This window comes from Citrobacter sp. GW821-FHT02E08 (genome assembly GCF_059421685.1).
Window position 1 is genome coordinate 221,192 of sequence record NZ_JBWKVL010000005.1, and the last position, 21,980, is coordinate 243,171.

The following is a 21,980-nucleotide window of genomic DNA, read 5'->3' on the forward strand; positions in this document are numbered from 1 at the left end:
AGCCTTTCTCCTTTGCAATGACAGCAGAGTAGAGAGGCTATGTGGGGAGAATTTGAAGTTATGTGAAGTGACGGTGAAGTGTCAGCGATGCCTGAACGCCGCCTTCCGGGCGGTTCTTCAATGCGACCTCTCCTTTGAGCAAACGGGCCACTTCGCTCACGAACGCCAGTCCCAGACCGCTGCTCTTGTGCCCATTCTCACGCGGCAACGAGTAGAAACGTTCAAAAATACGCGGCAGCGCAAAATCGGGAATTCCGCTGCCGGTATCGCAAATCAGGAGTGTGACATATTCCGCATCGGCTTCCGCTTTCAGGAAAATCTCCCCCTGCAAAGGGGTAAAATCGATCGCGTTATCAAGCAGATTCCCCAGCGCCTGCTCCAGCAGCGCCAGATCGGCTAAAACCACAAATGGCGAAGGGCTGATATGCAGCGAGATATTTTTTGCCGCCAGCTGGATGCTGCGAGCCTCGCCCACCTGAGCCAATAGCGGGTCAACAGCCACCGGCGTCAACGCGATATCCTGCCGATTTTCAAGTCGCGCCTGCCGCAGCAGGGTTTCGACCAACGCCTGCATGCGGGCGTTTTGCGTCAGTATATTCCCGGTAAACCGCGCGACCACATCGGGAGGCGGCCCTTCGCGCAAGATCTCCGCTGCGCCGCGAATCGCCGCCAGCGGGCTTTTCAATTCATGGGTTAAGGCATACACATACTGCTCAATGTAGTTTTTACCTTCCAGCTTCAGACGCATACTTTCCAGCGCCTGCGCCAGTTTACGCAGCTCGCTGCTGCCCAGTTCAGGTAAGGCGACGGGTTGATTCTCGGTTACCGAATCGGCATAGCGCGCCAGTCTGGCTATGGAGCGGTTGATCCACCAGACCATCCCAACGCCAATCACTAATGCGATGCCCAACAATATGGCGCTCGCCCACAATATTCGGCGCTCACTACGCTTAATGACCGGAGCCATCGCCGCATTGGGTTTACCCACGCTGAGTACGCCGATGATAGTGTTACCTTCGGTAATCGGCGCGGCGACATACATCACGGTGCTTTCCGGGTCATCCGGATTTTGCAGCGTGCTGCGCGCACCATACTGCCCGCGAAGCGTGAGCCACACATCATTCCAGCGGGAGTAGTCTTCGCCCACCGCTTTGTTTGCGGAATCAAACAGTACCTTGCCCTGGGTATCAGTCATGTAGACATGGTATTCATTGCGCACTTTGTTAATACCGCTGATATTGGCGCGAAAAGGACGGTTCTGTAGATGGTTAAACGCCTGCGCCAGTCGGCCATGTGCAGGATCGCCAGAGAGCATATCATCCCGCGCCAGCGCCGCCAGCAGCGTCGCCGTATCGATCAGCGTCCCTTCCGTTGCCCTGCGCACACCGGGCTTTATCTCCTGTACAAAGATCGACAGCACAAACCAGGCGGCGACGGCCACAATCAGAAAGTAACCGAGCAGCAATCGCATCCCAATGCGCATCAGGCGCTCCTCAGGCTGTATCCCATACCGCGATGAGTGTTAATGGGAGAGACTTCCGGATTGATTGCCCTAAGCTTCGCCCGCAACGTTTTGATATGCGTATCGACTGTCCTGTCAAAGGTATCCTGCGCATCGGCCCAGACCAGATCCATCAGTTGCTGACGAGAGTAAACGCGCCCTGGCGACACCAGCAGCGTTTTCAGTAGCAGAAATTCATAGCGTGTAAGGTTGAGCGGCATACCGTACCAGGCAATTTGCGCCGCAGGTTCATTCAGCTCAAATTGCCCAATACGCAGAACAGGTGAAGGGGTCGAAAACTTCTTCACGCGCCTGAGCAGTGTGCGCACTCTGGCGCACACTTCCCGTGGAGAAAACGGTTTCGCGACATAGTCATCCGCGCCAATCTCCAGCCCGAGAAGCCGATCCACTTCGTCGCTACGTGCGGTCAAAAAGAGGATCGGTAATGCCGGGTGGCGTTCCAGCAATTTTCTACACAACTCAAAACCACTAATATCGGGTAACCCTACATCCAGAATGACGACATCGGGCAGTCTGGAGCGCGCTTGTTCCAGTACGGGGAACCCGCGTTCAAACGCCTCGACGGTAAATCCTTCCTGTTGCAGCATGTAGATAAGCGTATCGGCAATACCTTGCTCATCTTCAACCAACCATACCCGTTCCTGTTGCATAGACTTCCTTGTTATTCCCGCCACGGCATAATGGGTACCGCGCTAATGGCATTTTTAGGCGACCCGTCGACAACCTTGTCAGAGTATGCCAGATAGGCCAGCGTGTTGCGTTTCGCATCATAGAAACGGACGACCTGTAATGACTTAAACACCAGCGAAGTCCGCTTCTTAAAGACGACTTCACCTTCCGCCTTACCGTTCTTAATTCTTTCGCTCAGTTCAACCGGTCCAACCTGCTGACACGAAATCGCGGCATCAGAGGTGTCTTCAGCGAGTCCCAGTCCCCCTTTAATGCCCCCGGTTTTTGCACGGCTCACGTAGCAGGTGACGTTTTTGACATCGGGATCATCAAACGCTTCCACGACAATTTTGTGATCCGGTCCCAGTACTTTGAAGACGGTATCGACCGAACCAATCTGCTCTGCATGGGCAACATGTGTCAGCATGAGCAGAATTGAGGATATTACTAAGCTCTTATATTTCATATTGTTACCATTTTTAAATGTTTCGCTGTGCAATTATTAAACATTCTAAGATAAAATGTTTACAGATCACAGGATTACAATAATCACGCTTTCGACTGACCAAAAAAAGCATTTATGCGCAAAAAAAACACTGAATGCTAAAACAGCAAAAAATGCTATTATCCGAATACCTGATGTCAGGTACTCGTTGTTGAAAGGATGAGGATATTTTATGGATCAGGCTGGCATTATTCGCGACCTATTAATCTGGCTGGAAGGTCATCTGGATCAGCCCCTGTCGCTTGACAATGTGGCGGCAAAAGCGGGTTATTCCAAGTGGCATCTGCAGAGAATGTTCAAGGACGTGACGGGCCATGCTATCGGCGCTTATATTCGCGCCCGTCGATTATCGAAATCCGCTGTGGCGTTGCGCCTGACGGCGCGTCCTATTCTGGACATTGCTCTGCAATACCGCTTCGATTCTCAACAAACTTTTACACGCGCTTTTAAGAAGCAGTTCTCCCAAACGCCAGCGTTATATCGCCGCTCTCCAGAGTGGAGTTCCTTCGGGATCCGCCCTCCTCTGCGTTTGGGCGAATTTACCCTGCCTGAACATCAGTTTGTCACGCTGGAAGACACCAGTCTGCTCGGCATTACACAGAGCTATTCCTGTTCGCTGGAACAAATTTCCGATTTCCGCCACGAGATGCGCGTTCAATTCTGGCGAGATTTCCTGAGCCATGCCCCGACGATCCCTCCGGTGCTGTACGGGCTTAACGAGTCGCGCCCAAGCCTTGAGAAAGATGACGAGCAGGAAGTGTTTTACACCACCGCCTTACCGCGAGAGCAAGCCGACGGTTATGTGCAGGCCGGACACCCTGTCCTGCTGCAAGGTGGTGAATACGTGATGTTCACTTATGAAGGGTTGGGCACCGGCGTTCAGGACTTTATCCTGACGGTCTACGGTACATGCATGCCAACGCTGAATCTGACCCGCCGTAAAGGGCAGGATATAGAGCGATACTTCCCGGCAGATGATGCCAAAGCCGGCGATCGCCCTATTAACCTGCGCTGCGAATTCCTGATTCCGATTCGTCGTTAACGCTGCAACTCATCCAACGCAGGGGCGTCCAGATGTGAGATGTCCCCTGCGGTTTCAACAACCCAGCCAGACGCCAGCCACAAACTTTCCTGATAATCGACGCGGGAAATAGAACAGTTACGCAGACGTAACCGACGTTCCGCCCAGGCTGGCAGCCCCAGAATCGTACTCACCAGACAGCCCAGCGCAATACCGTGACTGACCAGCAGAGGTCGGCTGCCTTGCGGGAGTTCCAGGCAAGACATCAGTGCCGCGTTTACGCGCTCACTCAATTCCTGCATTGATTCGCCATCCGGAATACGGCCATCGACCGTGCCATCAACCAGCTGGCGGCGCCAGTTCTCTTCTTCTTCATTGAGTGAATCGATGTGCCGTTTTTCCAGCACCCCCATATTCAGCTCACGCAGACGAGAATCGAAGGTGATATCACAACCACACGCCTGGGCGATTATCTCTGCCGTGCGACGCGTGCGACCTAAATCACTGCTCACGATATGAGTGATGCCAAGCTCTTTGGCGCGCACGCCCACCTGCACGGCTTGTTGCTCACCTTTAGCGGTCAGCGGGCTGTCAGACTGGCCTTGAATACGTCGCTCGGCGTTCCACTGCGTCTCACCGTGGCGAACAAGGTATACCTGTAACATGCTTTTTATCCGTTATACTGCGATGACATTCTTTTCTGAGTAAATCTGATTATGCACCATGTTGTCTCAGCAACCACCAATCCCGCCAAAATTCAGGCAATTCTGCAGGCATTTAACGAGATCTTCGGTGAAGGATCCTGCCATATTGAATCCGTCTCCGTCGAGAGCGGGGTACCAGAACAGCCCTTTGGAAGTCCGGAAACGCGTGCTGGCGCACGAAATCGCGTAGAAAACGCGCGCGCCCTACGCCCGCAAGCTGACTTTTGGGTCGCCATTGAAGCGGGTATTGATGAGGGCAGTACATTCAGTTGGGTCGTTATCGAAAACCGAGAACAGCGCGGGGAATCACGCTCAGCCACTCTGCCGTTACCTACTGTCATTCTGGAGAAAGTTCAGGCAGGAGACGCGCTCGGTCCGGTGATGTCTCACTATACCGGCATTGATGAGATTGGGCGTAAAGAGGGGGCGATTGGCGTGTTTACCGCCGGGACGTTAACGCGCGCCAGCGTCTATCATCAGGCGGTGATTCTGGCGTTAAGTCCGTTCCATAATGCGGTGTATCAATAGCATTTTGCCTGGTGGCGCACAGCGTTAAGGCCTACAAAATGGCCATAATTCGCCACAGGCCGCCATCCGGCAATCAACCGTCAGCCGTTTTTCAGCAGTACCTGCTCCAGCCACTGGCGCAGTTCAACCGGCGCAGACTTAAGGCTGTTCGAACCGCGCGTGATCGTCGCGATCCCCGCCCCCAGTTCGTTTTTCAGCTCACGCTGGCTCATCTCGCCGCGCAACAGCTCTTCAACGATACGCACGCGCGTTCCCAGCGCTTCACGCTCGTCCGGCGTCATCATCAAACTCAGTAGTGGAAGATGTAGATCTTGCTCATAGGCGCGTTTTAACAGCTCAACAAAACGTAACCATTCCTGGTGACGTTGCTCTGCCATCGCAGCTGAATAGGGAGATTGCTGGGTCATAAAATATCGCCATATTGCTGGGGGAAACGAACTCGCTTCCCCTGATTGTACTCTTTAACGAGTACGATAGCATAACACAACCGAAGCGATCAGTAACGGCGCTGCCATTCTGTGTCACTCATCAACGTCGGCTTACCGCCCATGAAGTAGCGATAGTAAGCATCATAAGCGAGGACATTCTTCACATAGCCACGCGTTTCAGAAAAGGGAATGCTTTCCACAAACGCAACGGCATCAATGCGCCCGGCGCTATTACCAAGCCAGGTACGTACGCGACCCGGCCCGGCGTTATAAGCCGCAGAGGAGAAGATGCGGTTATTGCCAAACTGCTGGTACACATACTGTAAGTAGCTGGTGCCAATATTGATATTGGTTTCCGGGTCTAACAGTTGGTTCGGACTGCTGTACCCCGGAATGGAGAACATTTTCACCGTATGCGTTGCCGTGCCCGGCATGATTTGCATCAAACCGCTGGCCCCCACCGGGGATTTCACCTTCGGATTCCACGCGCTTTCCTGACGCGCAATGGCCATCGCGTAGCTCTGCGGAACATCTTTGCTGCTGGTATAGCGTGTGAAGAGATCTTTATAGGCCAGCGGGAAACGCTCTTCCAGATGATCCCACAACTTACCGGCGATCGTCGCCTGCACGCTGAGATCCCACCAGTGGTTGTTGAATGCATAACGTGCCAGCTGTGCCTGTTCGGATTTGGTTTTGCTGCTCACCAGATTCGCCCATTCGCTACGCGCGGTGTTGTCCATATTCCAGTACATCAGTTCCCTGACCCGCGCCATTTCTGGCCCCTGCGTCAGCGCCGAATCAACATTATCAGGCGCTTTATCGATTTTCAGGACGTACTCTTCATCTAAACGCTGTGCTGCCACCATTGGGTAGAAACCACGTTGCTGCATCAGCGCATGCAGGATCTCTTTCGCCTCCGCATCGCGGCCCCGCTCCAGCAACAGGTCGGCCTGCCAGTAACGCCACTCGTCTTTTTCCTTGGCTTCCATGGGCAGACGCGCCAGCCAGGTGTTCAGCCCCCGGCGATCGCCATTTCCTAACGCCATACGGACACGACGCTCGACTAACGTCGTCGACTGCGATCGCATAATGGCGTCATCACGCCATTTCGCCTGTTCATCGGTGACATCATTGCCCATCAGTCGCCACGCGACGATGTCACGCAACTCCTGAGTTTGATCCTCATTCAGCTGTTGCGCCTGCACCAGAGAAGGGATCATCAGTCGGGCATTCTCAACATCCTGACGCGCCACGCTGGCAAAGGCGACCGCCGCCATTTGACGGGTAAAATCGGTCGCATCGGTGGTGCGTGCAAATGTCATCACGCTGTTGGGATCATTCGCCAGAGAGATAATGGCAGAGGCAATCGTCTGGTATTCTGCGGGCATCTGTCCGGCCAGCACCGTCACCAGCCCCGTGTTGCCCGCCTTCATCGCCAGCCGGATACGCTCTAAATAGGCCAACGGATCCTGCGTGCCGGAAGCCCGCCATACGCTAAATAATTTGTCACAGGCATTCGGCTGGCTTTTCCCCGTCAACCAGAGTTCTTTTGCGCCGGTCCATGCCTCTTCGGGTTGTCCGGTATTCCATTTTGCGTAGTAATAATTGCATTGTGCTTCTGTGGTGCCGGGTTTCTCCGGGCTGAATGCCAGAAGCCCTCGCCAGTCTTCACGTCGTGCCAGCTCATTCACAAAACGTGATTGCAACGTGCGGGCCGGAGGCAGCGTCGGATTCGCGCGAACAAAGTTGGTGACCGTCACGGCTGGTTGATTCATCAAATCGTCAGTGATCTGACGGTATTCAAGGTAGGGGTACAGCGGGTAATTCTTCAGTCCTGGTATCATCTGATCAACGACATCCATCTGTCGGTTATCCCAGGCCTGTTTAATTTGCGCATAGCGGTTACGCTGTTCGTCCAGTGAATCAGCCCTTGCCACGCTACTCACCGTCAGCAGGCATACGCTGGTCGCCAGAAGACGCCAGGTAAATTGTTTGGCTTTGTCCACAAGCTCTTCCTCTAATCAATGTGCGTCAATGCGGCTTCATGCCACGTAATAAATTTATGCTAACCAGTCATTAGCATTTGCGCCACGTTGAGGACACTTTTTTACTTTTACTGCGAGTGAGATCTGCTAGCTGGGATTGGACAGTGAAAACAGCTACACTTCGCCTTTGAAAACTCTTATTCATCACGATAAACATAGAGGCGAAGTCCAACGTGGCTCAATTCGTTTATACCATGCATCGTGTCGGCAAAGTGGTTCCGCCGAAACGTCACATTCTGAAAAACATTTCTCTGAGCTTCTTCCCTGGCGCTAAGATCGGCGTACTGGGCCTGAACGGTGCCGGTAAGTCGACCCTGTTGCGCATTATGGCTGGCATCGATACCGATATCGAAGGCGAAGCGCGCCCACAGCCTGGCACTAAAATTGGCTATCTGCCGCAGGAACCGAAGCTGAACCCGGAACACACCGTTCGCGAGTCTATCGAAGAAGCGGTTGCCGAAGTGGTTAACGCACTGAAAGGTCTGGATGAGGTGTACGCGAAGTACGCTGAACCGGACGCTGATTTTGACAAGCTGGCTGCGCAGCAGGGTAAATTTGAAGAAATTATCCAGGCGCATGATGGCCACAACCTGAACGTACAGCTGGAACGTGCTGCTGACGCACTGCGTCTGCCAGACTGGGATGCGAAAGTGGCTACTCTTTCCGGTGGTGAACGTCGCCGTGTGGCGCTCTGCCGTCTGCTGCTCGAAAAACCAGACATGCTGCTGCTCGATGAACCGACCAACCACCTGGATGCCGAATCCGTGGCCTGGCTGGAACGCTTCCTGCACGACTTCGAAGGCACTGTCGTGGCGATCACCCACGACCGTTATTTCCTTGATAACGTTGCCGGTTGGATCCTCGAACTTGACCGCGGCGAAGGTATACCGTGGGAAGGCAACTACTCTTCCTGGCTGGAGCAGAAAGACCAGCGTCTGGCGCAAGAAGCCTCTCAGGAAGCGGCTCGCCGTAAATCCATTGAGAAAGAGCTGGAGTGGGTGCGTCAGGGCGCGAAAGGCCGCCAGTCCAAAGGCAAAGCTCGTCTGGCACGCTTTGAAGAGCTGAACAGCGCCGAATACCAGAAACGTAACGAAACCAACGAACTGTTTATTCCACCTGGACCGCGTCTGGGCGATAAGGTCGTTGAAGTCAGTAACCTGCGTAAGTCTTACGGCGATCGCGTACTGATCGACGATCTGAGTTTCTCCGTACCGAAAGGGGCGATTGTCGGCATCATCGGTCCGAACGGCGCGGGTAAATCCACGCTGTTCCGTATGATGTCCGGTCAGGAGCAGCCAGATAGCGGCACTATCACGCTGGGCGAAACCGTGAAGCTGGCCTCTGTTGACCAGTTCCGTGATGCGATGGATAACAGCAAAACCGTATGGGAAGAAGTTTCCGGCGGGCTGGATATCATGAAGATCGGCAACACCGAGATGCCAAGCCGCGCCTACGTTGGCCGCTTTAACTTTAAAGGTGTTGATCAGGGCAAACGCGTCGGCGAACTCTCCGGCGGTGAGCGCGGTCGTCTGCACCTGGCGAAGCTGCTGCAGGTTGGCGGCAACATGCTGCTGCTCGATGAACCGACCAACGACCTGGATATCGAAACCCTGCGCGCACTGGAAAACGCCTTACTGGAATTCCCGGGTTGCGCCATGGTTATCTCGCACGACCGTTGGTTCCTCGACCGTATCGCTACCCACATTCTGGATTATCAGGATGAAGGTAAGATCGAATTCTTCGAAGGTAACTTCACCGAATACGAAGAGTATAAGAAACGCACGCTGGGCGCAGACGCGCTGGAGCCGAAGCGTATCAAGTACAAGCGTATCGCGAAGTAATCTGAATGGCCCTCTGCGGAGGGCCATTTTTTTATCCCCGCTCGCCCATCAACTCTTTGACCAGTTCCACACAGCGCAGGAACCGCGAGTCATAGTCCGCTTCTTCGACGTGCACAAACTCAATATTGTTTTTCTCAAGCATCGAAACCAGTAGCGTCTGAAACTCTTTGCGATCGACCGAACTCCCCAGGCTACGCAAACCGTCAGCCACCCACGGCGTGTTGTTTTCCAGCAGGATCACCAAATCGAAACGGTATTCATCAATCAAGGCTTGTACGAAAGGATGTTCGCGTCCCTCATATTTTTTGCAGAACGCCTGGGTCGTGACAAAGTCAGTGTCGACAAACGCCACCTTGTTGGCGTATTTTACTGCAAAATCAATATATTGCGCGTGACCAAGGGCGATTTTGTCATAATCGGAATATTGCAACGCCATCTCATCGCCGCCGAGGTGAGAAAAGACGTAATCACGCCCATACTCCCATGCACTGGTGGTATTGAAGATGTTGGCAAGTTTATTCACCAGCGTCGATTTACCACTCGACTCTCCCCCCAGTACCGCCACGGTGCGCACAAAAAACGGTTTCACTTCGGTGGGAATGTATTCCCAGTAGCGGAACGGGTTTTCACGAATTTGCGCCCCGCTGATGCTCATAAAGGTGCGTTTCGGATCCACCAGTACGGTTTCAATACCCAGATGCTCAAGAAACCGCGGGGCGTCGTTCTCTTCGGAAGTGTATATCCAGTTTGGCTGAATACCTTTTTCTTCCATGAACGTCTTAATGCCGTTGCTCCAGACATCCCAGCCATGCGGATACGGTTCCATGCCCTCCTCATCAAAAGCATGGATACGGATGTTCTTTTGATACTTAAAGGTCTGCAATAACCAACGCAGACGATCGGAAACCGTCGGCTGCTGGGACATCGCGCTATCTTCGAACAAGGCGCGGTCACGCGCGTCGTCATAGCCCATGATGATATGCAGTTCGTCCACCTGGCTACAGGCGCGCTGAATCAAATAGATATGCCCGGTGTGCAAGGGGTAAAATTTACCAAACACCACACCGATATTTTTCTGCATACGGGGGAATTCCAGCCCCAGAAAACGATGCAATGCCTCCAGCTTTTGCGCGCTGGGACTTTTAATCTTGGCATTCAGCAACTGACTTAAATACCCCTTGGTCATTCCGCTGGAATCGGCCACCTGCTGCAATGTGCAGCCTTTTTGCTTAATGGCGGTTTTTAAGTAGTCGAATGCTGACAAAGGTGCCTCCTGCTGAAAAAAATCGTAGGCCGGATAAGGCATCGTCACCATCCGGCACTTTCACCACCCCATCCCTGATGGCGCTACGCTTTTCAGGCCCGGGAGGTGAGTACATATAGGCAATTATAAGTCGTCAAACACGCTTAACGCATCTGAGAGTTTTTTGACACCGAAGAGTTGCATCCCTTCCGGCACTTTTTTCGGGACATTGGCCGCCGGGACGATGGCGCGGCGGAAACCGTGTTTCGCCGCCTCGGAAATACGTTCCTGGCCGCTCGGCACGGGGCGAATTTCCCCCGCCAGACCGACTTCGCCAAACACCACCAGATCCTGTGGCAATGGCCTGTCGCGCAGGCTGGACACCATCGCCAGCAGCAACGCCAGGTCCGCGCTGGTTTCCGTCACTTTGACACCGCCCACCACGTTAACGAATACATCCTGGTCGGCCATCTGCAGACCGCCATGACGATGCAGGACCGCCAGCAAAATGGCCAGGCGATTCTGTTCCAGTCCAACGGCTACGCGACGCGGGTTTGCCATCATTGAGTGATCGACCAGCGCCTGAATCTCCACCAGCAGAGGACGCGTGCCTTCCCAGACCACCATCACCGAACTGCCAGAGGTCACTTCATCACCGCGGCTTAAGAAAATCGCGGAAGGGTTACTGACTTCCCGCAGCCCCTGCTCGGTCATCGCAAAAACGCCCAGTTCGTTGACGGCGCCAAAACGGTTCTTATGGCTGCGCAACGTCCGAAAACGGGAGTCGGCATCGCCATCGAGCAACACGGAACAGTCGATACAGTGTTCCAGTACCTTTGGCCCTGCCAGTGAACCGTCTTTCGTCACGTGGCCGACCATCACGATAGCGACACCGCGTGTTTTGGCAAACCGTGTCAGATAAGCCGCCGTTTCACGAACCTGCGCAACGCTGCCCGGCGAAGACTGAATATCCGCCATGTGCATCACCTGAATGGAGTCGATGACCATCAGTTTTGGTTGTTCTTCTTCGGCAATCAGGCAGATCTGTTCAATACTGGTCTCCGACAGCATATTCAGATTCGCTGTCGGCAGGCCGAGCCGATGGGCACGCATCGCCACCTGCTGCAAAGACTCTTCCCCGGTGACGTACAGGGTTTTCATCTGTTCCGCCAGCTTGCACAGCGTTTGCAGCAGCAGCGTAGATTTCCCCGCGCCGGGGTTCCCCCCAATCAGAATGGCGCTGCCGGGCACGACACCACCGCCCAGCACACGGTCAAACTCTTTAAAACCAGTCGAAAAACGTGGCAGTTCTTCAAGACTGATATCCGCCAGCTTCTGCACTTTTGCCACGCCAGCATTACCGGCATAGCCGCTGAGCCGCTCGTTACGCGCCACCGTCGGTGATGCCGCAAGGCGTACCTCAGTGATGGTGTTCCAGGCGTTGCAAGCGCTACATTGCCCCTGCCAGCGCGGATAATCGGCCCCGCATTCATTACAAACAAAGGCGCGTTTTGGAGCTTTTGCCACGGTTTACCTCGTTATTTCTGATTCATGCTGCCAGAGAGAATGCAGAACACCCCCATCAGATCGGCATGACGGATAGTCACTTCCGTCTTTTCATTCACTTTCGGCTTGGCGTGGTACGCAATACCCAGCCCTGCCGCTTTGATCATCGGCAGATCGTTGGCACCATCGCCGATCGCCACGGTCTGCGCTGGCGGGATCTCATACTCCTGCGCAAGGCGTGCCAGCGTATTGGCTTTGTACTGCGCATCAACGATATCGCCAATCACATTCCCCGTGAATTTTCCGTCCATGATCTCCAGCTCGTTCGCCACCACCGCCGACAAGCGTAGCTTGTCGCGCAGGTATTCCGCGAAGAAAGTGAACCCGCCTGAGGCGATAGCCACTTTCCAGCCCAGCGTTTCCAGCTTCAGCACCAGCTGTGTCAGACCCGGCATCAGAGGCAGGTTTTCACGAACCTGGCGTAGAATATCGGCATCCGCGCCTTTCAGCGTCGCCACGCGGCTACGCAGGCTGGCGGTAAAATCCAGTTCCCCACGCATCGCCCGTTCGGTCACTTCCGCCACCATCTCACCCGTACCGGCCAGCTTCGCGATTTCGTCAATGCATTCAATCTGGATCGCGGTGGAATCCATGTCCATCACCAGCAGACCAGGCTTACGCAGGTGCGGGATCTTGCCCAGCGGGGCGACATCCAGTTTTGCATCGTGCGCCAGTTTTGTGGCGCGCGGCGTTAATGAACCCGCCAGACGAATAACCTGATAATCCTCGACGCACCAGGCGGCGACAATTACCATCGCCGCCCCCAGCTTGCTCTGGTATTGCGTCAGGCGCTGCTTGTCCAGCCCGCGACCATACAGCAGCCAGCCACTACGGCCTGCGTGGTAATCGAGTGGCATCACCTCGTCACCACTTAATGAGAGGGGCAAACCTGGCCACAGAGAGACATCTTCAGGCAGGTCGCACCAGGTAATGTTAGGCATTAAAGCTCCTGTAAAATCGTACGGGTCGGGAAACATCCAGGGGAAAATAACGCATGAGGCTACCCTGTAACCATCGCTTCTGGCAACATTAAGCCTCAAATTTTCAGCAGGTGGAATATGGCTCGCGCAAAACTCAAATTCCGGCTTCATCGTGCAGTGATTGTCTTGTTCTGTCTCGCACTGCTTGTCGCGCTGATGCAGGGTGCGTCCTGGTTCAGTCAAAACCATCAGCGACAACGAAATCCGCAACTGGAAGAACTGGCTCGTACGCTGGCACATCAGGTGACGCTCAACATCGCACCGTTAATGCGCACCGAAACGCCGGATGAAAAACGTATCGCCATTGTACTCCGCCAGCTCACTGAAGAGAGCCGAATTCTGGATGCCGGAGTTTACGATGAGCAAGGCGATCTCATTACCCGTGCAGGCGAAAGCGTTAATGTGCGCGACAGGCTGGCGCTGGACGGTAAAAAAGCCGGCGGCTATTTTAACCAGCAGATAGTCGAACCTATTCAGGGGAAGAATGGTCCACTGGGTTATCTGCGTCTGACGCTCGACACGCACACCTTAGCCACCGAAGCGAAGCAGGTCGATAACACCACCAATATTCTACGCCTGATGCTGCTCTTGTCACTGGCTATTGGCGTGGTATTAACCCGAACGCTTCTGCAGGGCAAACGCACGCGCTGGCAACAATCCCCCTTCCTGCTTACCGCCAGTAAGTCCGTACCCGAAGAGGATGAGAACGAGAAAAAGGATCCGTAAGTCGCGAAAGTGCAGCGCCAGTACGTTAGCATTAATATAGACGTCAGTTATAGAAAGGAAATCTGCCATGTCGACACTACGCTTACTTATCTCAGACTCTTACGATCCCTGGTTCAACCTCGCGGTCGAAGAGTGTATTTTCCGCCAGATGCCTGCCACTCAGCGCGTTTTGTTCCTGTGGCGTAACGCGGATACGGTGGTTATTGGCCGGGCGCAAAATCCGTGGAAGGAGTGCAATACCCGGCGCATGGAGGAAGACAACGTCCGTCTGGCGCGCCGTAGCAGCGGCGGTGGCGCGGTATTCCACGATCTCGGCAATACCTGTTTTACCTTTATGGCGGGGAAGCCGGAATACGACAAAACCATTTCAACGGCCATTGTGCTTCAGGCATTAAATTCACTCGGCGTTACCGCTGATGCATCCGGGCGCAATGACCTGATCGTTAAAACCCCCGATGGGGAGCGCAAAGTGTCCGGCTCCGCCTATCGTGAAACAAAAGATCGTGGTTTTCATCATGGCACATTGTTGCTCAACGCCGACCTGAGTCGCCTGGCGAACTATCTGAATCCGGATAAGAAGAAGCTTGAAGCCAAAGGGATTACCTCCGTGCGTGCGCGCGTCGCAAATCTGGTCGAGCTGTTGCCGGGCATTACCCACGCTCAGGTGTGCGAGGCGATAACCGACGCCTTTTTCGCCCACTATGGTGAGCGTGTGGAAGCGGAAATTATTTCACCGGATAAAGCGCCAGACCTACCAAACTTTGCCGAAACCTTTGCCCGTCAAAGCAGTTGGGAATGGAACTTTGGCCAGGCGCCGGCGTTTTCGCATCTGCTGGATGAACGCTTTAGCTGGGGTGGCGTGGAGTTGCACTTTGATGTTGAGAGAGGCCACATCACCCGTGCTCAGATCTTTACCGATAGTCTGAACCCGGCGCCACTGGAAGCGTTGGCGACTCGTTTGCAAGGCTGTCTGTATCGTTCAGATGTACTGCAACAGGCGTGTGATGCGCTGTTAGTGGATTTCCCGGAGCAGGAAAAATCGTTGCGGGAACTGTCGGCGTGGATTGCGAAGGCTGTTCGATAATATCAATGCGGTTTTGTAGGCCGGGTAAGGCGAAGCCGCCACCCGGCTTTTTTGCCCGGTGGCGCTACGCTTACCGGGCCTACACTGCCCTGAACGAAAATTACTCTTTATCGCCCAGCAGTACAGATTCCAGCGCAATCTTAATCATATCGTTGAAGGTCGTCTGACGCTCAGCTGCAGTGGTCTGCTCGTGGGTACGGATATGGTCGGATACGGTGCAGATGGTCAGCGCTTTCGCACCAAACTCGGCTGCCACGCCGTAAATGCCCGCCGCTTCCATTTCCACACCCAGAATGCCGTATTTTTCCATCACGTCGAACATTTCGCCGTCCGGAGAGTAGAACAGGTCTGCAGAGAACAGGTTGCCAACGCGAGCGTCAACGCCCAGGGCTTTTGCTGCGTCAACCGCGTTGCGCACCATGCCGAAATCGGCAATCGCGGCAAAATCATGATCTTTGAAACGGATACGGTTAACTTTGGAATCGGTGCAGGCCCCCATACCGATCACTACATCACGCAGTTTGACATCAGTACGTACTGCGCCGCAGGAACCGACACGAATGATTTTCTTCACGCCGAAATCGGTGATCAGCTCTTTGGTATAGATTGAGCAGGACGGGATACCCATACCGTGACCCATGACGGAGATCTTACGACCTTTATACGTCCCGGTGAAACCCAGCATGCCGCGAACGTTATTTACTTCACGAACATCTTCGAGGAAAGTTTCAGCAATGTGCTTCGCACGCAGCGGGTCGCCCGGCATCAAAACTACGTCTGCGAAATCGCCCATTTCTGCATTAATGTGTGGGGTAGCCATCGTTATATCCTTCTAAATTGTTTATGCCTGATGGCGGCCACGCCTAATCAGGCCTACAAAAATAAGGCCCGGTGAGCAAATGCGACCGGGCGTTCAATTACAGCATATTTTTGCCGTAGTCCATTGCAGACGTGCCGAAATAGCTAGCCAGCGTTTGGCCGATATCCGCGAACGTTTCACGGTGACCCAGCGAACCGGGTTTCACTTTCGGACCATAAACCAGTACCGGAATGTGCTCACGGGTATGGTCGGTGCCCTGCCAGCTTGGGTCACAGCCGTGGTCAGCGGTCAGGATCAGAATGTCATCTTCCCCTACCAACTCCATCAGTTCTGGCAAGCGACGGTCGAACAGTTCCAGACCCGCAGCATATCCTGCGATATCGCGACGGTGGCCCCAGGAAGAGTCGAAATCAACAAAGTTGGTAAAGACAATAGTCTTGTCACCAGCCTCTTTCATCTCTTTCAGGGTCGCGTCAAACAACGCATCCAGCCCTGTGGCTTTCACTTTTTTGGTGATACCGCAGTTGGCATAGATATCCGCGATTTTACCCACGGAAACCACATGACCGTCTTTCTCCTCGACCAGTTTTTGCAACACGGTCGGCGCTGGCGGTTCAACAGCCAGATCGTGACGGTTACCGGTACGCTGGAAGTTGCCGGCTTTGTCGCCGATAAACGGACGCGCGATAACACGGCCAATGTTGTAGCCACCTTCGGTCAGCTCTTCACGGGCGATTTCGCACAGTTCGTACAGACGATCCAGACCAAAGGTCTCTTCGTGGCAGGCAATCTGGAACACAGAGTCAGCGGAGGTGTAGAAAATCGGCTTGCCGGTTTTCATATGCTCTTCGCCCAACTGGTCCAGAATCACTGTGCCGGAAGAGTGGCAGTTGCCCAGATAGCCCGGCAAATTGCCGCGTTTCACCAGCTTATCCAGCAGTTCCTGCGGGAAGCTGTTGTCGTGGTCGCTGAAGTAACCCCAGTCAAATAAAACCGGCACGCCAGCGATTTCCCAGTGCCCCGACGGGGTATCTTTACCGGAAGAGAGTTCATGCGCCCACGCATAGGCACCAATCACTTCCGCGTTGCCATCCATCCCGGCAGCGATTTTACCCGTAGAGCCTTCGTGCGCTTTCGCCAGACCCAGACGGGTCAGGTTAGGTAAATTCAGTGGGCCTTTACGACCATTATCAGCCTCGCCATTGGCACAGGCTTCAGCAATATGGCCCAGAGTGTCGGAACCTACGTCGCCGAAGCGATCCGCATCTTCAGTTGCACCAATACCAAAGGAGTCCAGCACCATAATAAATGCACGTTTCATCTTGTTCTCCATACATCTTGCGCTGCAAAAAAGCGATCAGATCAGTATATCGCTATTCGGTGATTCGACGATACACTGTCGGTGTAATTTCAGGCGCTTCGTTGTCAAGTCTGATTGCCGCTTTGACCGCTTTCGCCGCCTCTTGCCAACTGGCCTCATCTTTCGCGTGGATCACCGCCAGCGGGCGTTGTCCATCAACACTGTCACCCAGTCGCGCCATGTCGGTAAAACCAACACTGTAATCAATAGTGTCCGATGCCTGACGGCGACCGCCGCCCATCGACACCACCGCCATGCCAAGCGCGCGGGTATCCATTGCGCCAACAAACCCTTCGCTGTCAGCGTATACCGCTTTACTCAGCATCGCAGTCGGCAGGTATTTTGCGTAGTTTTCGACGAAATCAGTCGGCCCTTTCTGCGCCGCAACCATACGACCAAAGATGTCGGCCGCTTTACCGTTATCCAGCACCGCCTGCAGTTTTGCACGCGCGTCTGCATCATCACTGGCCAGCTTGCCAGAGATCAGCATCTCTACGCACAGCGCCATCGTGACGTCAAACAGACGTGGATTGCGATATTCCCCGGTCAGGAACTGCACCGCTTCACGCACTTCTACCGCGTTACCTGCGCTGGAAGCCAGCACCTGGTTCATGTCAGTCAGCAGCGCCGTAGTCCGCACTCCCGCGCCATTGGCCACCCCGACGATCGCTTCTGCCAACGCGGCAGAAAGCTCATAGGTTGGCATAAAGGCGCCGCTACCCACTTTGACATCCATGACCAGCGCATCCAGCCCTTCCGCCAGTTTTTTGGCCAGAATAGACGCGGTAATCAATGGGATGGAGTCCACGGTCGCGGTAATGTCGCGCGTGGCATAAAAACGTTTATCCGCAGGTGCAAGCGAGCTGGTTTGCCCAATTATCGCCACACCCACGTCTTTAATAATTTCACGGAAACGGGCGTCATCCGGGAAGATGTCAAACCCCGGGATCGCTTCCAGTTTGTCGAGCGTACCGCCGGTATGACCGAGGCCACGCCCGGAGATCATTGGAATGTAGCCCCCACAGGCTGCCACCATCGGCCCCAACATCAGGGAGGTCACGTCGCCTACGCCGCCAGTAGAGTGTTTATCAACAATCGGGCCATTCAGATTCAGGCTTTTCCAGTCCAGTACGGTTCCTGAATCCCGCATCGCCATGGTCAGCGAGACGCGTTCTGGCATTGTCATATCGTGGAAGAAAATGGTCATCGCCAGGGCGGCAATCTGCCCTTCAGAGATGGTGTTGTCACGAATCCCGTTAATAAAGAAACGAATTTCTTCATCACTCAGCGCGTGGCCATCACGTTTTTTACGAATAATTTCTTGTGCGAGAAACAAGGTAACCTCCATGAGGAAAAGAGTTTGCAGGCGGTTTTGCCGGATGGCGGCTAACGCCTTATACGGCCTACGGTGATATGTCGTAGGCCTGATAAGCGAAGCGCCATCAGGCACTTAGCACCTTAGTAGCTGCTTGCGCTTTTGCCGTCGCCGTGGCCGAGTGCTTTCAGCAGGCTCGCCAGCAGGCTGGATGCGCCGAAACGGTAGTGACGAGAGTCAGCCCAGTCAGCGCCAAACAGTTCGTCGGCAATCGCCAGGAACTGCTGCGCGTCTTCAGCCGTACGTACGCCACCTGCCGGTTTGAAGCCAACCGTTTTGGCAACGCCCATATCACGAATGACTTCCATCATGATGCGCGCGCTTTCCGGCGTCGCGTTTACCGGCACTTTACCGGTAGAGGTTTTGATGAAATCTGCACCCGCGTTGATGGAGATTTCAGACGCTTTACGGATCAACGCTTCTTCTTTCAGTTCACCGGTTTCGATGATCACTTTCAGCAAAACGTTAGCCGCCGCGCAGGCATCTTTACAGGCTTTAACCAGATCAAAACCGACCTGCTCATTGCCCGCGATCAGCGCGCGGTACGGGAACACCACGTCCACTTCATCCGCACCGTAGGCGATTGCCGCACGGGTTTCCGCCAGCGCGATGTCGATGTCGTCGTTACCGTGTGGGAAGTTAGTCACTGTCGCGATACGGATATCCGGCGTGCCCTGCGCATTAAGGGTTTTACGCGCAATAGGAATAAAACGCGGGTAGATGCAGATAGCAGCCGTGTTACCGACCGGGGTTTTCGCCTGATGACACAGCGCGATCACTTTTTCATTGGTGTCGTCGTCGTTCAGGGTGGTCAGGTCCATCAGTTTCAGCGCGCGCAGGCTGCTTGCTTTTAAATCGGTCATTTGATTCTCCAACGGCATCGCCGTATAAAATTTCACCTTGCGGGTTTGTTAGTATTCTAACATTCATCCGCCATTACACTTCGATATACATCACAGTTAATGAAAACTACGTACAAATTTGCATTACTCTAATGAGATCAACTTCAAATAAATGACCTTTTCAGGCCCCACGAGAATGCGACAGGCGCATCAGGATCAAAAGCCATCGTGGCGTAACTTTCTACAATGGCGCTAAACCTTCGGTACAAAAAGGAAACGAAGATGCCTGTTTCAAGCGAAACCGCCCTGCAACAACGTTGCCAACACATCGTGGCCAGCCCGGTGCTCAGCCCTGAACAAAAACGCCATTTCCTGGCGCTGGAGGCCGAGAACAACTTGCCTTATCCGGCGCTCCCCGCGGATGCCCGCCAGGCGCTGGATGACGGCGTTATTTGCGATATGTTTGAAGGACATGCCCCCTTCAAACCCCGCTATGTATTGCCTGATTATGCGCGTTTTCTGGCTAACGGTTCACAGTGGCTGGAGCTGGAAGGGGCGCAGGATTTAGATGACGCATTATCCTTGCTCACCATTCTGTACCACCATGTGCCCTCGGTAACATCGATGCCGGTCTTCCTTGGTCAGCTTGATACGCTGCTGCAACCATATGTTAGAATTCTAACACAAGAAGAGATCGACATTCGAATAAAACGTTTCTGGCGCTATCTCGACAGAACCCTCCCTGATGCGTTTATGCATGCCAATATTGGCCCTGCCGATACCCCTGTCACACGTGCGATTTTACGCGCAGATGCAGAGTTAAAGCAGGTAGCACCTAACCTGACGTTTATTTATGATCCGCAAATCACTCCGGATGATTTGCTGCTTGAGGTTGCAAAAAATATTTGTGAATGCAGCAAACCTCATATTTCCAACGGCCCCGAAAATGATAAAATTTTCACAAAAGGCGGTTATGGCGTCGTCAGCTGTTATAACTCTTTACCCCTTGCGGGGGGCGGCAGCACACTGGTCAGGCTTAACCTGAAAGCCGTTGCAGAGCGCAGTACTTCTGTCGATGACTTCTTTACGCGCACGCTACCGCACTACTGTCAGCAACAAATTTCCATCATTGATGCCCGCTGTGACTTCCTCTACGAAAAATCACATTTCTTTGAGAATAGCTTCCTCGTGCAGGAAGGGTTGATCGATCCACAACGTTTTGTGCCCATGTTTGGTATGTATGGTCTGGCGGAAGCCGTCAATCTGCTGTGTGAAAAAGCAGGGTTGAAAGCGCGGTATGGGAAAGATGAGGCCGCGAACGCGCTGGGTTATCGCATCAGTGAGCAACTGGCTGGGTTTGTCGAAAGTACACCGGTGAAACACGGCTGGAAGCAAAGAGCGATGCTGCATGCGCAATCAGGCATCAGTTCAGATATCGGCACCACGCCGGGCGCGCGTCTGCCCTATGGCGACGAACCGGATCCCATCACCCATCTGCAAACCGTCGCGCCGCACCATGCGTGGTATCACTCCGGGATCAGCGACATCCTGACGCTGGATGAAACCATCAAACGTAATCCGCAGGCGCTGGTACAGCTTTGTCTTGGCGCGTTCAAAGCGGGTATGCGTGAATTTACCGCCAACGTCAGCGGCAACGATCTAGTACGCGTCACAGGTTATATGGTGCGTTTGTCAGACCTGGAAAAATACCGCGCCGAAGGCTCCCGTACCAACACCACCTGGCTGGGAGAGGAAGCCGCACGCAATACACGTATTCTGGAACGACAACCTCGCGTAATAAGCCATGAACAGCAGATGCGCTTCGGTAAGTAAGGTTATCCCATTCTCCTGCGTGGACGGGCCAGGCAGTCGTCTGGCCCTGTTTTTACAGGGATGTAATCTGCGCTGTAAAAATTGTCACAATCCGTGGACGATGGGACGCTGTAATGATTGCGCAGAGTGTGTGTCTCACTGTCCGCACCAGGCGCTGAGTCTCGTTGCCGGGAAAGTGGTGTGGCAGGCTGATGTCTGTAAGCAGTGCGACACCTGTTTGCAGATGTGCCCACAACACGCCACGCCGATGGCGCAGACGATGAGTATTGACGAGGTATTACGTCATATCCGCAAAGCATCATTGTTCATCGAGGGCATCACCGTCAGCGGCGGCGAAGCCACAACGCAGTTACCGTTTATTCTGCAACTGTTTGCGGCCGTCAAAGCCGATCCGCACCTGCGTCATCTGAGTTGTCTGGTCGACAGTAACGGTATGTTGAGCGAAACCGGCTGGGAGAAATTACTCCCGCTGTGTGACGGGGTCATGCTTGACCTTAAAGCGTGGGATAACGCGTGTCACCAACGGCTTACAGGGCGGGATAATGCGCGGGTTAAGCGCAGCATTATGCTGCTGGCAGAGCGCGGTAAACTGGCGGAACTGCGCCTGCTGGTCATTCCCGGTCAGGTTGATTATTTGCAACAGATAGACCCGCTGGCGGCATTTATCTCTACTCTGGGAAATGTTCCCATCCGATTAAATGCTTTCCACGCCCACGGAGTGTATGGCGAAGCCAGAAACTGGCCGAGCGCAACGCCGGACGACGTGGAGGCCCTGGCGAGCGCCTTACAGGATCGCGGCGTGAATAACCTGATTTTCCCGGCGTTGTATCTTTAAATTGTCGGATGGCGACGCAGAGCGTCTTATCCGGCCTACAGGTACAGCACGTT

The 21,980-nt window shown here is 54.0% G+C and carries 20 protein-coding genes; 7 read left to right on the forward strand and 13 right to left on the reverse strand.

The window, feature by feature from the left end; translation table 11 throughout:
• Window positions 1-58: 58 nt before the first annotated feature.
• From creC to creA, 3 genes are read right to left on the reverse strand one after another with little or no spacing between them, the layout of a single operon-like run.
• Window positions 59-1,483 (reverse strand): two-component system sensor histidine kinase CreC, encoded by a 1,425-nt coding sequence (gene creC, locus AC07UY_RS09440; RefSeq protein ID WP_494701065.1) that lies wholly within the window; start codon window positions 1,481-1,483, stop codon window positions 59-61.
• Entirely contained in the window at window positions 1,483-2,172 is a 690-nt protein-coding gene (gene creB, locus AC07UY_RS09445; protein ID WP_203358992.1) for a two-component system response regulator CreB, read from the reverse strand. The genes creC and creB overlap by 1 nt, the downstream gene beginning before the upstream one ends.
• Before the next feature lie 11 nt (window positions 2,173-2,183).
• Window positions 2,184-2,657 (reverse strand): protein CreA, encoded by a 474-nt coding sequence (gene creA / locus AC07UY_RS09450; protein WP_203358993.1) that lies wholly within the window; start codon window positions 2,655-2,657, stop codon window positions 2,184-2,186.
• A gap of 211 nt (window positions 2,658-2,868) precedes the next feature.
• Between creA and robA the strand changes: the two genes are divergently transcribed.
• Window positions 2,869-3,738, forward strand: coding sequence for an MDR efflux pump AcrAB transcriptional activator RobA (gene robA / locus AC07UY_RS09455; RefSeq protein ID WP_192610994.1), 870 nt, complete (start codon window positions 2,869-2,871; stop codon window positions 3,736-3,738).
• Here the strand turns inward: robA and gpmB are convergent.
• Window positions 3,735-4,382 carry a 2,3-diphosphoglycerate-dependent phosphoglycerate mutase GpmB gene (gene gpmB / locus AC07UY_RS09460; protein ID WP_203358994.1) on the reverse strand — a complete coding sequence of 216 codons (648 nt, stop codon included), beginning with the start codon at window positions 4,380-4,382 and terminating at the stop codon, window positions 3,735-3,737. The genes robA and gpmB overlap by 4 nt on opposite strands.
• Before the next feature lie 51 nt (window positions 4,383-4,433).
• On the opposite strand from gpmB, the gene yjjX reads away from it, so the two are divergent.
• The gene (gene yjjX, locus AC07UY_RS09465) at window positions 4,434-4,949 is read left to right on the forward strand and encodes an inosine/xanthosine triphosphatase (RefSeq protein ID WP_494660000.1); all 516 of its coding nucleotides are present in this window, start codon (window positions 4,434-4,436) and stop codon (window positions 4,947-4,949) included.
• Window positions 4,950-5,029: 80 nt separating this feature from the next.
• Here the strand turns inward: yjjX and trpR are convergent, their stop codons facing one another.
• Entirely contained in the window at window positions 5,030-5,356 is a 327-nt protein-coding gene (gene trpR / locus AC07UY_RS09470) for a trp operon repressor (RefSeq protein ID WP_192610991.1), read from the reverse strand.
• Window positions 5,357-5,445: 89 nt separating this feature from the next.
• Entirely contained in the window at window positions 5,446-7,383 is a 1,938-nt protein-coding gene (gene sltY / locus AC07UY_RS09475; RefSeq protein ID WP_494701064.1) for a murein transglycosylase, read from the reverse strand.
• A 212-nt stretch (window positions 7,384-7,595) separates the two neighbouring features.
• Here sltY and ettA point away from each other — a divergent pair, with 212 nt between their 5' ends.
• Window positions 7,596-9,263 carry an energy-dependent translational throttle protein EttA gene (ettA, locus tag AC07UY_RS09480; protein WP_203358996.1) on the forward strand — a complete coding sequence of 556 codons (1,668 nt, stop codon included), beginning with the start codon at window positions 7,596-7,598 and terminating at the stop codon, window positions 9,261-9,263.
• A 31-nt stretch (window positions 9,264-9,294) separates the two neighbouring features.
• Here the strand turns inward: ettA and nadR are convergent, their stop codons facing one another.
• The 3 genes from nadR to serB all read right to left on the reverse strand — a co-directional run bounded on the left by nadR (window position 9,295) and on the right by serB (window position 13,013).
• Window positions 9,295-10,527: a multifunctional transcriptional regulator/nicotinamide-nucleotide adenylyltransferase/ribosylnicotinamide kinase NadR gene (nadR, locus tag AC07UY_RS09485; RefSeq protein WP_494701063.1), complete on the reverse strand. Its 1,233-nt coding sequence runs from the start codon at window positions 10,525-10,527 to the stop codon at window positions 9,295-9,297.
• A gap of 123 nt (window positions 10,528-10,650) precedes the next feature.
• Window positions 10,651-12,033, reverse strand: coding sequence for a DNA repair protein RadA (radA, locus tag AC07UY_RS09490; protein WP_494659997.1), 1,383 nt, complete (start codon window positions 12,031-12,033; stop codon window positions 10,651-10,653).
• Between the two features lie 11 nt (window positions 12,034-12,044).
• Window positions 12,045-13,013, reverse strand: coding sequence for a phosphoserine phosphatase (gene serB, locus AC07UY_RS09495; protein ID WP_192610986.1), 969 nt, complete (start codon window positions 13,011-13,013; stop codon window positions 12,045-12,047).
• A 117-nt stretch (window positions 13,014-13,130) separates the two neighbouring features.
• Between serB and AC07UY_RS09500 the strand changes: the two genes are divergently transcribed.
• The gene (locus tag AC07UY_RS09500; RefSeq protein WP_276292901.1) at window positions 13,131-13,778 is read left to right on the forward strand and encodes a YtjB family periplasmic protein; all 648 of its coding nucleotides are present in this window, start codon (window positions 13,131-13,133) and stop codon (window positions 13,776-13,778) included.
• A gap of 67 nt (window positions 13,779-13,845) precedes the next feature.
• Window positions 13,846-14,862: a lipoate--protein ligase gene (gene lplA, locus AC07UY_RS09505; protein WP_494659996.1), complete on the forward strand. Its 1,017-nt coding sequence runs from the start codon at window positions 13,846-13,848 to the stop codon at window positions 14,860-14,862.
• 100 nt (window positions 14,863-14,962) lie between these two features.
• Here lplA and deoD read toward each other — a convergent pair whose 3' ends face one another.
• The 4 genes from deoD to deoC form a co-directional block, all read right to left on the reverse strand.
• On the reverse strand, window positions 14,963-15,682 hold the full coding sequence (deoD, locus tag AC07UY_RS09510) for a purine-nucleoside phosphorylase (protein WP_203359000.1): 720 nt from the start codon (window positions 15,680-15,682) through the stop codon (window positions 14,963-14,965).
• 97 nt (window positions 15,683-15,779) lie between these two features.
• Complete coding sequence (gene deoB, locus AC07UY_RS09515) at window positions 15,780-17,003, reverse strand: phosphopentomutase (RefSeq protein WP_494701062.1); 1,224 nt, start codon at window positions 17,001-17,003, stop codon at window positions 15,780-15,782.
• A 52-nt stretch (window positions 17,004-17,055) separates the two neighbouring features.
• Window positions 17,056-18,378, reverse strand: coding sequence for a thymidine phosphorylase (deoA, locus tag AC07UY_RS09520; RefSeq protein ID WP_203359002.1), 1,323 nt, complete (start codon window positions 18,376-18,378; stop codon window positions 17,056-17,058).
• 122 nt (window positions 18,379-18,500) lie between these two features.
• Window positions 18,501-19,280, reverse strand: a complete 780-nt coding sequence (deoC, locus tag AC07UY_RS09525) for a deoxyribose-phosphate aldolase (RefSeq protein ID WP_494701061.1) — start codon at window positions 19,278-19,280, stop codon at window positions 18,501-18,503.
• Window positions 19,281-19,541: 261 nt separating this feature from the next.
• Here deoC and AC07UY_RS09530 point away from each other — a divergent pair, with 261 nt between their 5' ends.
• Together AC07UY_RS09530 and AC07UY_RS09535 are read left to right on the forward strand one after the other, a co-directional pair.
• Window positions 19,542-21,092 (forward strand): YjjI family glycine radical enzyme, encoded by a 1,551-nt coding sequence (locus AC07UY_RS09530; RefSeq protein ID WP_494659993.1) that lies wholly within the window; start codon window positions 19,542-19,544, stop codon window positions 21,090-21,092.
• Window positions 21,064-21,927, forward strand: a complete 864-nt coding sequence (locus AC07UY_RS09535; protein ID WP_494659992.1) for a YjjW family glycine radical enzyme activase — start codon at window positions 21,064-21,066, stop codon at window positions 21,925-21,927. Before AC07UY_RS09530 ends, AC07UY_RS09535 begins: the two co-directional genes overlap by 29 nt.
• Window positions 21,928-21,980: the final 53 nt, after the last annotated feature.

Excerpts from the sequence above, each read along its gene's own strand:
- creC (WP_494701065.1), bottom strand. The coding sequence starts at position 1,483 with ATGCGCATTGGGATGCGATTGCTGCTCGGTTACTTTCTGATTGTGGCC.
- creB (WP_203358992.1), bottom strand. The coding sequence starts at position 2,172 with ATGCAACAGGAACGGGTATGGTTGGTTGAAGATGAGCAAGGTATTGCC.
- creA (WP_203358993.1), bottom strand. The coding sequence starts at position 2,657 with ATGAAATATAAGAGCTTAGTAATATCCTCAATTCTGCTCATGCTGACA.
- robA (WP_192610994.1), top strand. The coding sequence starts at position 2,869 with ATGGATCAGGCTGGCATTATTCGCGACCTATTAATCTGGCTGGAAGGT.
- gpmB (WP_203358994.1), bottom strand. The coding sequence starts at position 4,382 with ATGTTACAGGTATACCTTGTTCGCCACGGTGAGACGCAGTGGAACGCC.
- yjjX (WP_494660000.1), top strand. The coding sequence starts at position 4,434 with ATGCACCATGTTGTCTCAGCAACCACCAATCCCGCCAAAATTCAGGCA.
- trpR (WP_192610991.1), bottom strand. The coding sequence starts at position 5,356 with ATGACCCAGCAATCTCCCTATTCAGCTGCGATGGCAGAGCAACGTCAC.
- serB (WP_192610986.1), bottom strand. The coding sequence starts at position 13,013 with ATGCCTAACATTACCTGGTGCGACCTGCCTGAAGATGTCTCTCTGTGG.
- AC07UY_RS09500 (WP_276292901.1), top strand. The coding sequence starts at position 13,131 with ATGGCTCGCGCAAAACTCAAATTCCGGCTTCATCGTGCAGTGATTGTC.
- lplA (WP_494659996.1), top strand. The coding sequence starts at position 13,846 with ATGTCGACACTACGCTTACTTATCTCAGACTCTTACGATCCCTGGTTC.
- deoD (WP_203359000.1), bottom strand. The coding sequence starts at position 15,682 with ATGGCTACCCCACACATTAATGCAGAAATGGGCGATTTCGCAGACGTA.
- deoB (WP_494701062.1), bottom strand. The coding sequence starts at position 17,003 with ATGAAACGTGCATTTATTATGGTGCTGGACTCCTTTGGTATTGGTGCA.
- deoC (WP_494701061.1), bottom strand. The coding sequence starts at position 19,280 with ATGACCGATTTAAAAGCAAGCAGCCTGCGCGCGCTGAAACTGATGGAC.
- AC07UY_RS09530 (WP_494659993.1), top strand. The coding sequence starts at position 19,542 with ATGCCTGTTTCAAGCGAAACCGCCCTGCAACAACGTTGCCAACACATC.
- AC07UY_RS09535 (WP_494659992.1), top strand. The coding sequence starts at position 21,064 with ATGAACAGCAGATGCGCTTCGGTAAGTAAGGTTATCCCATTCTCCTGC.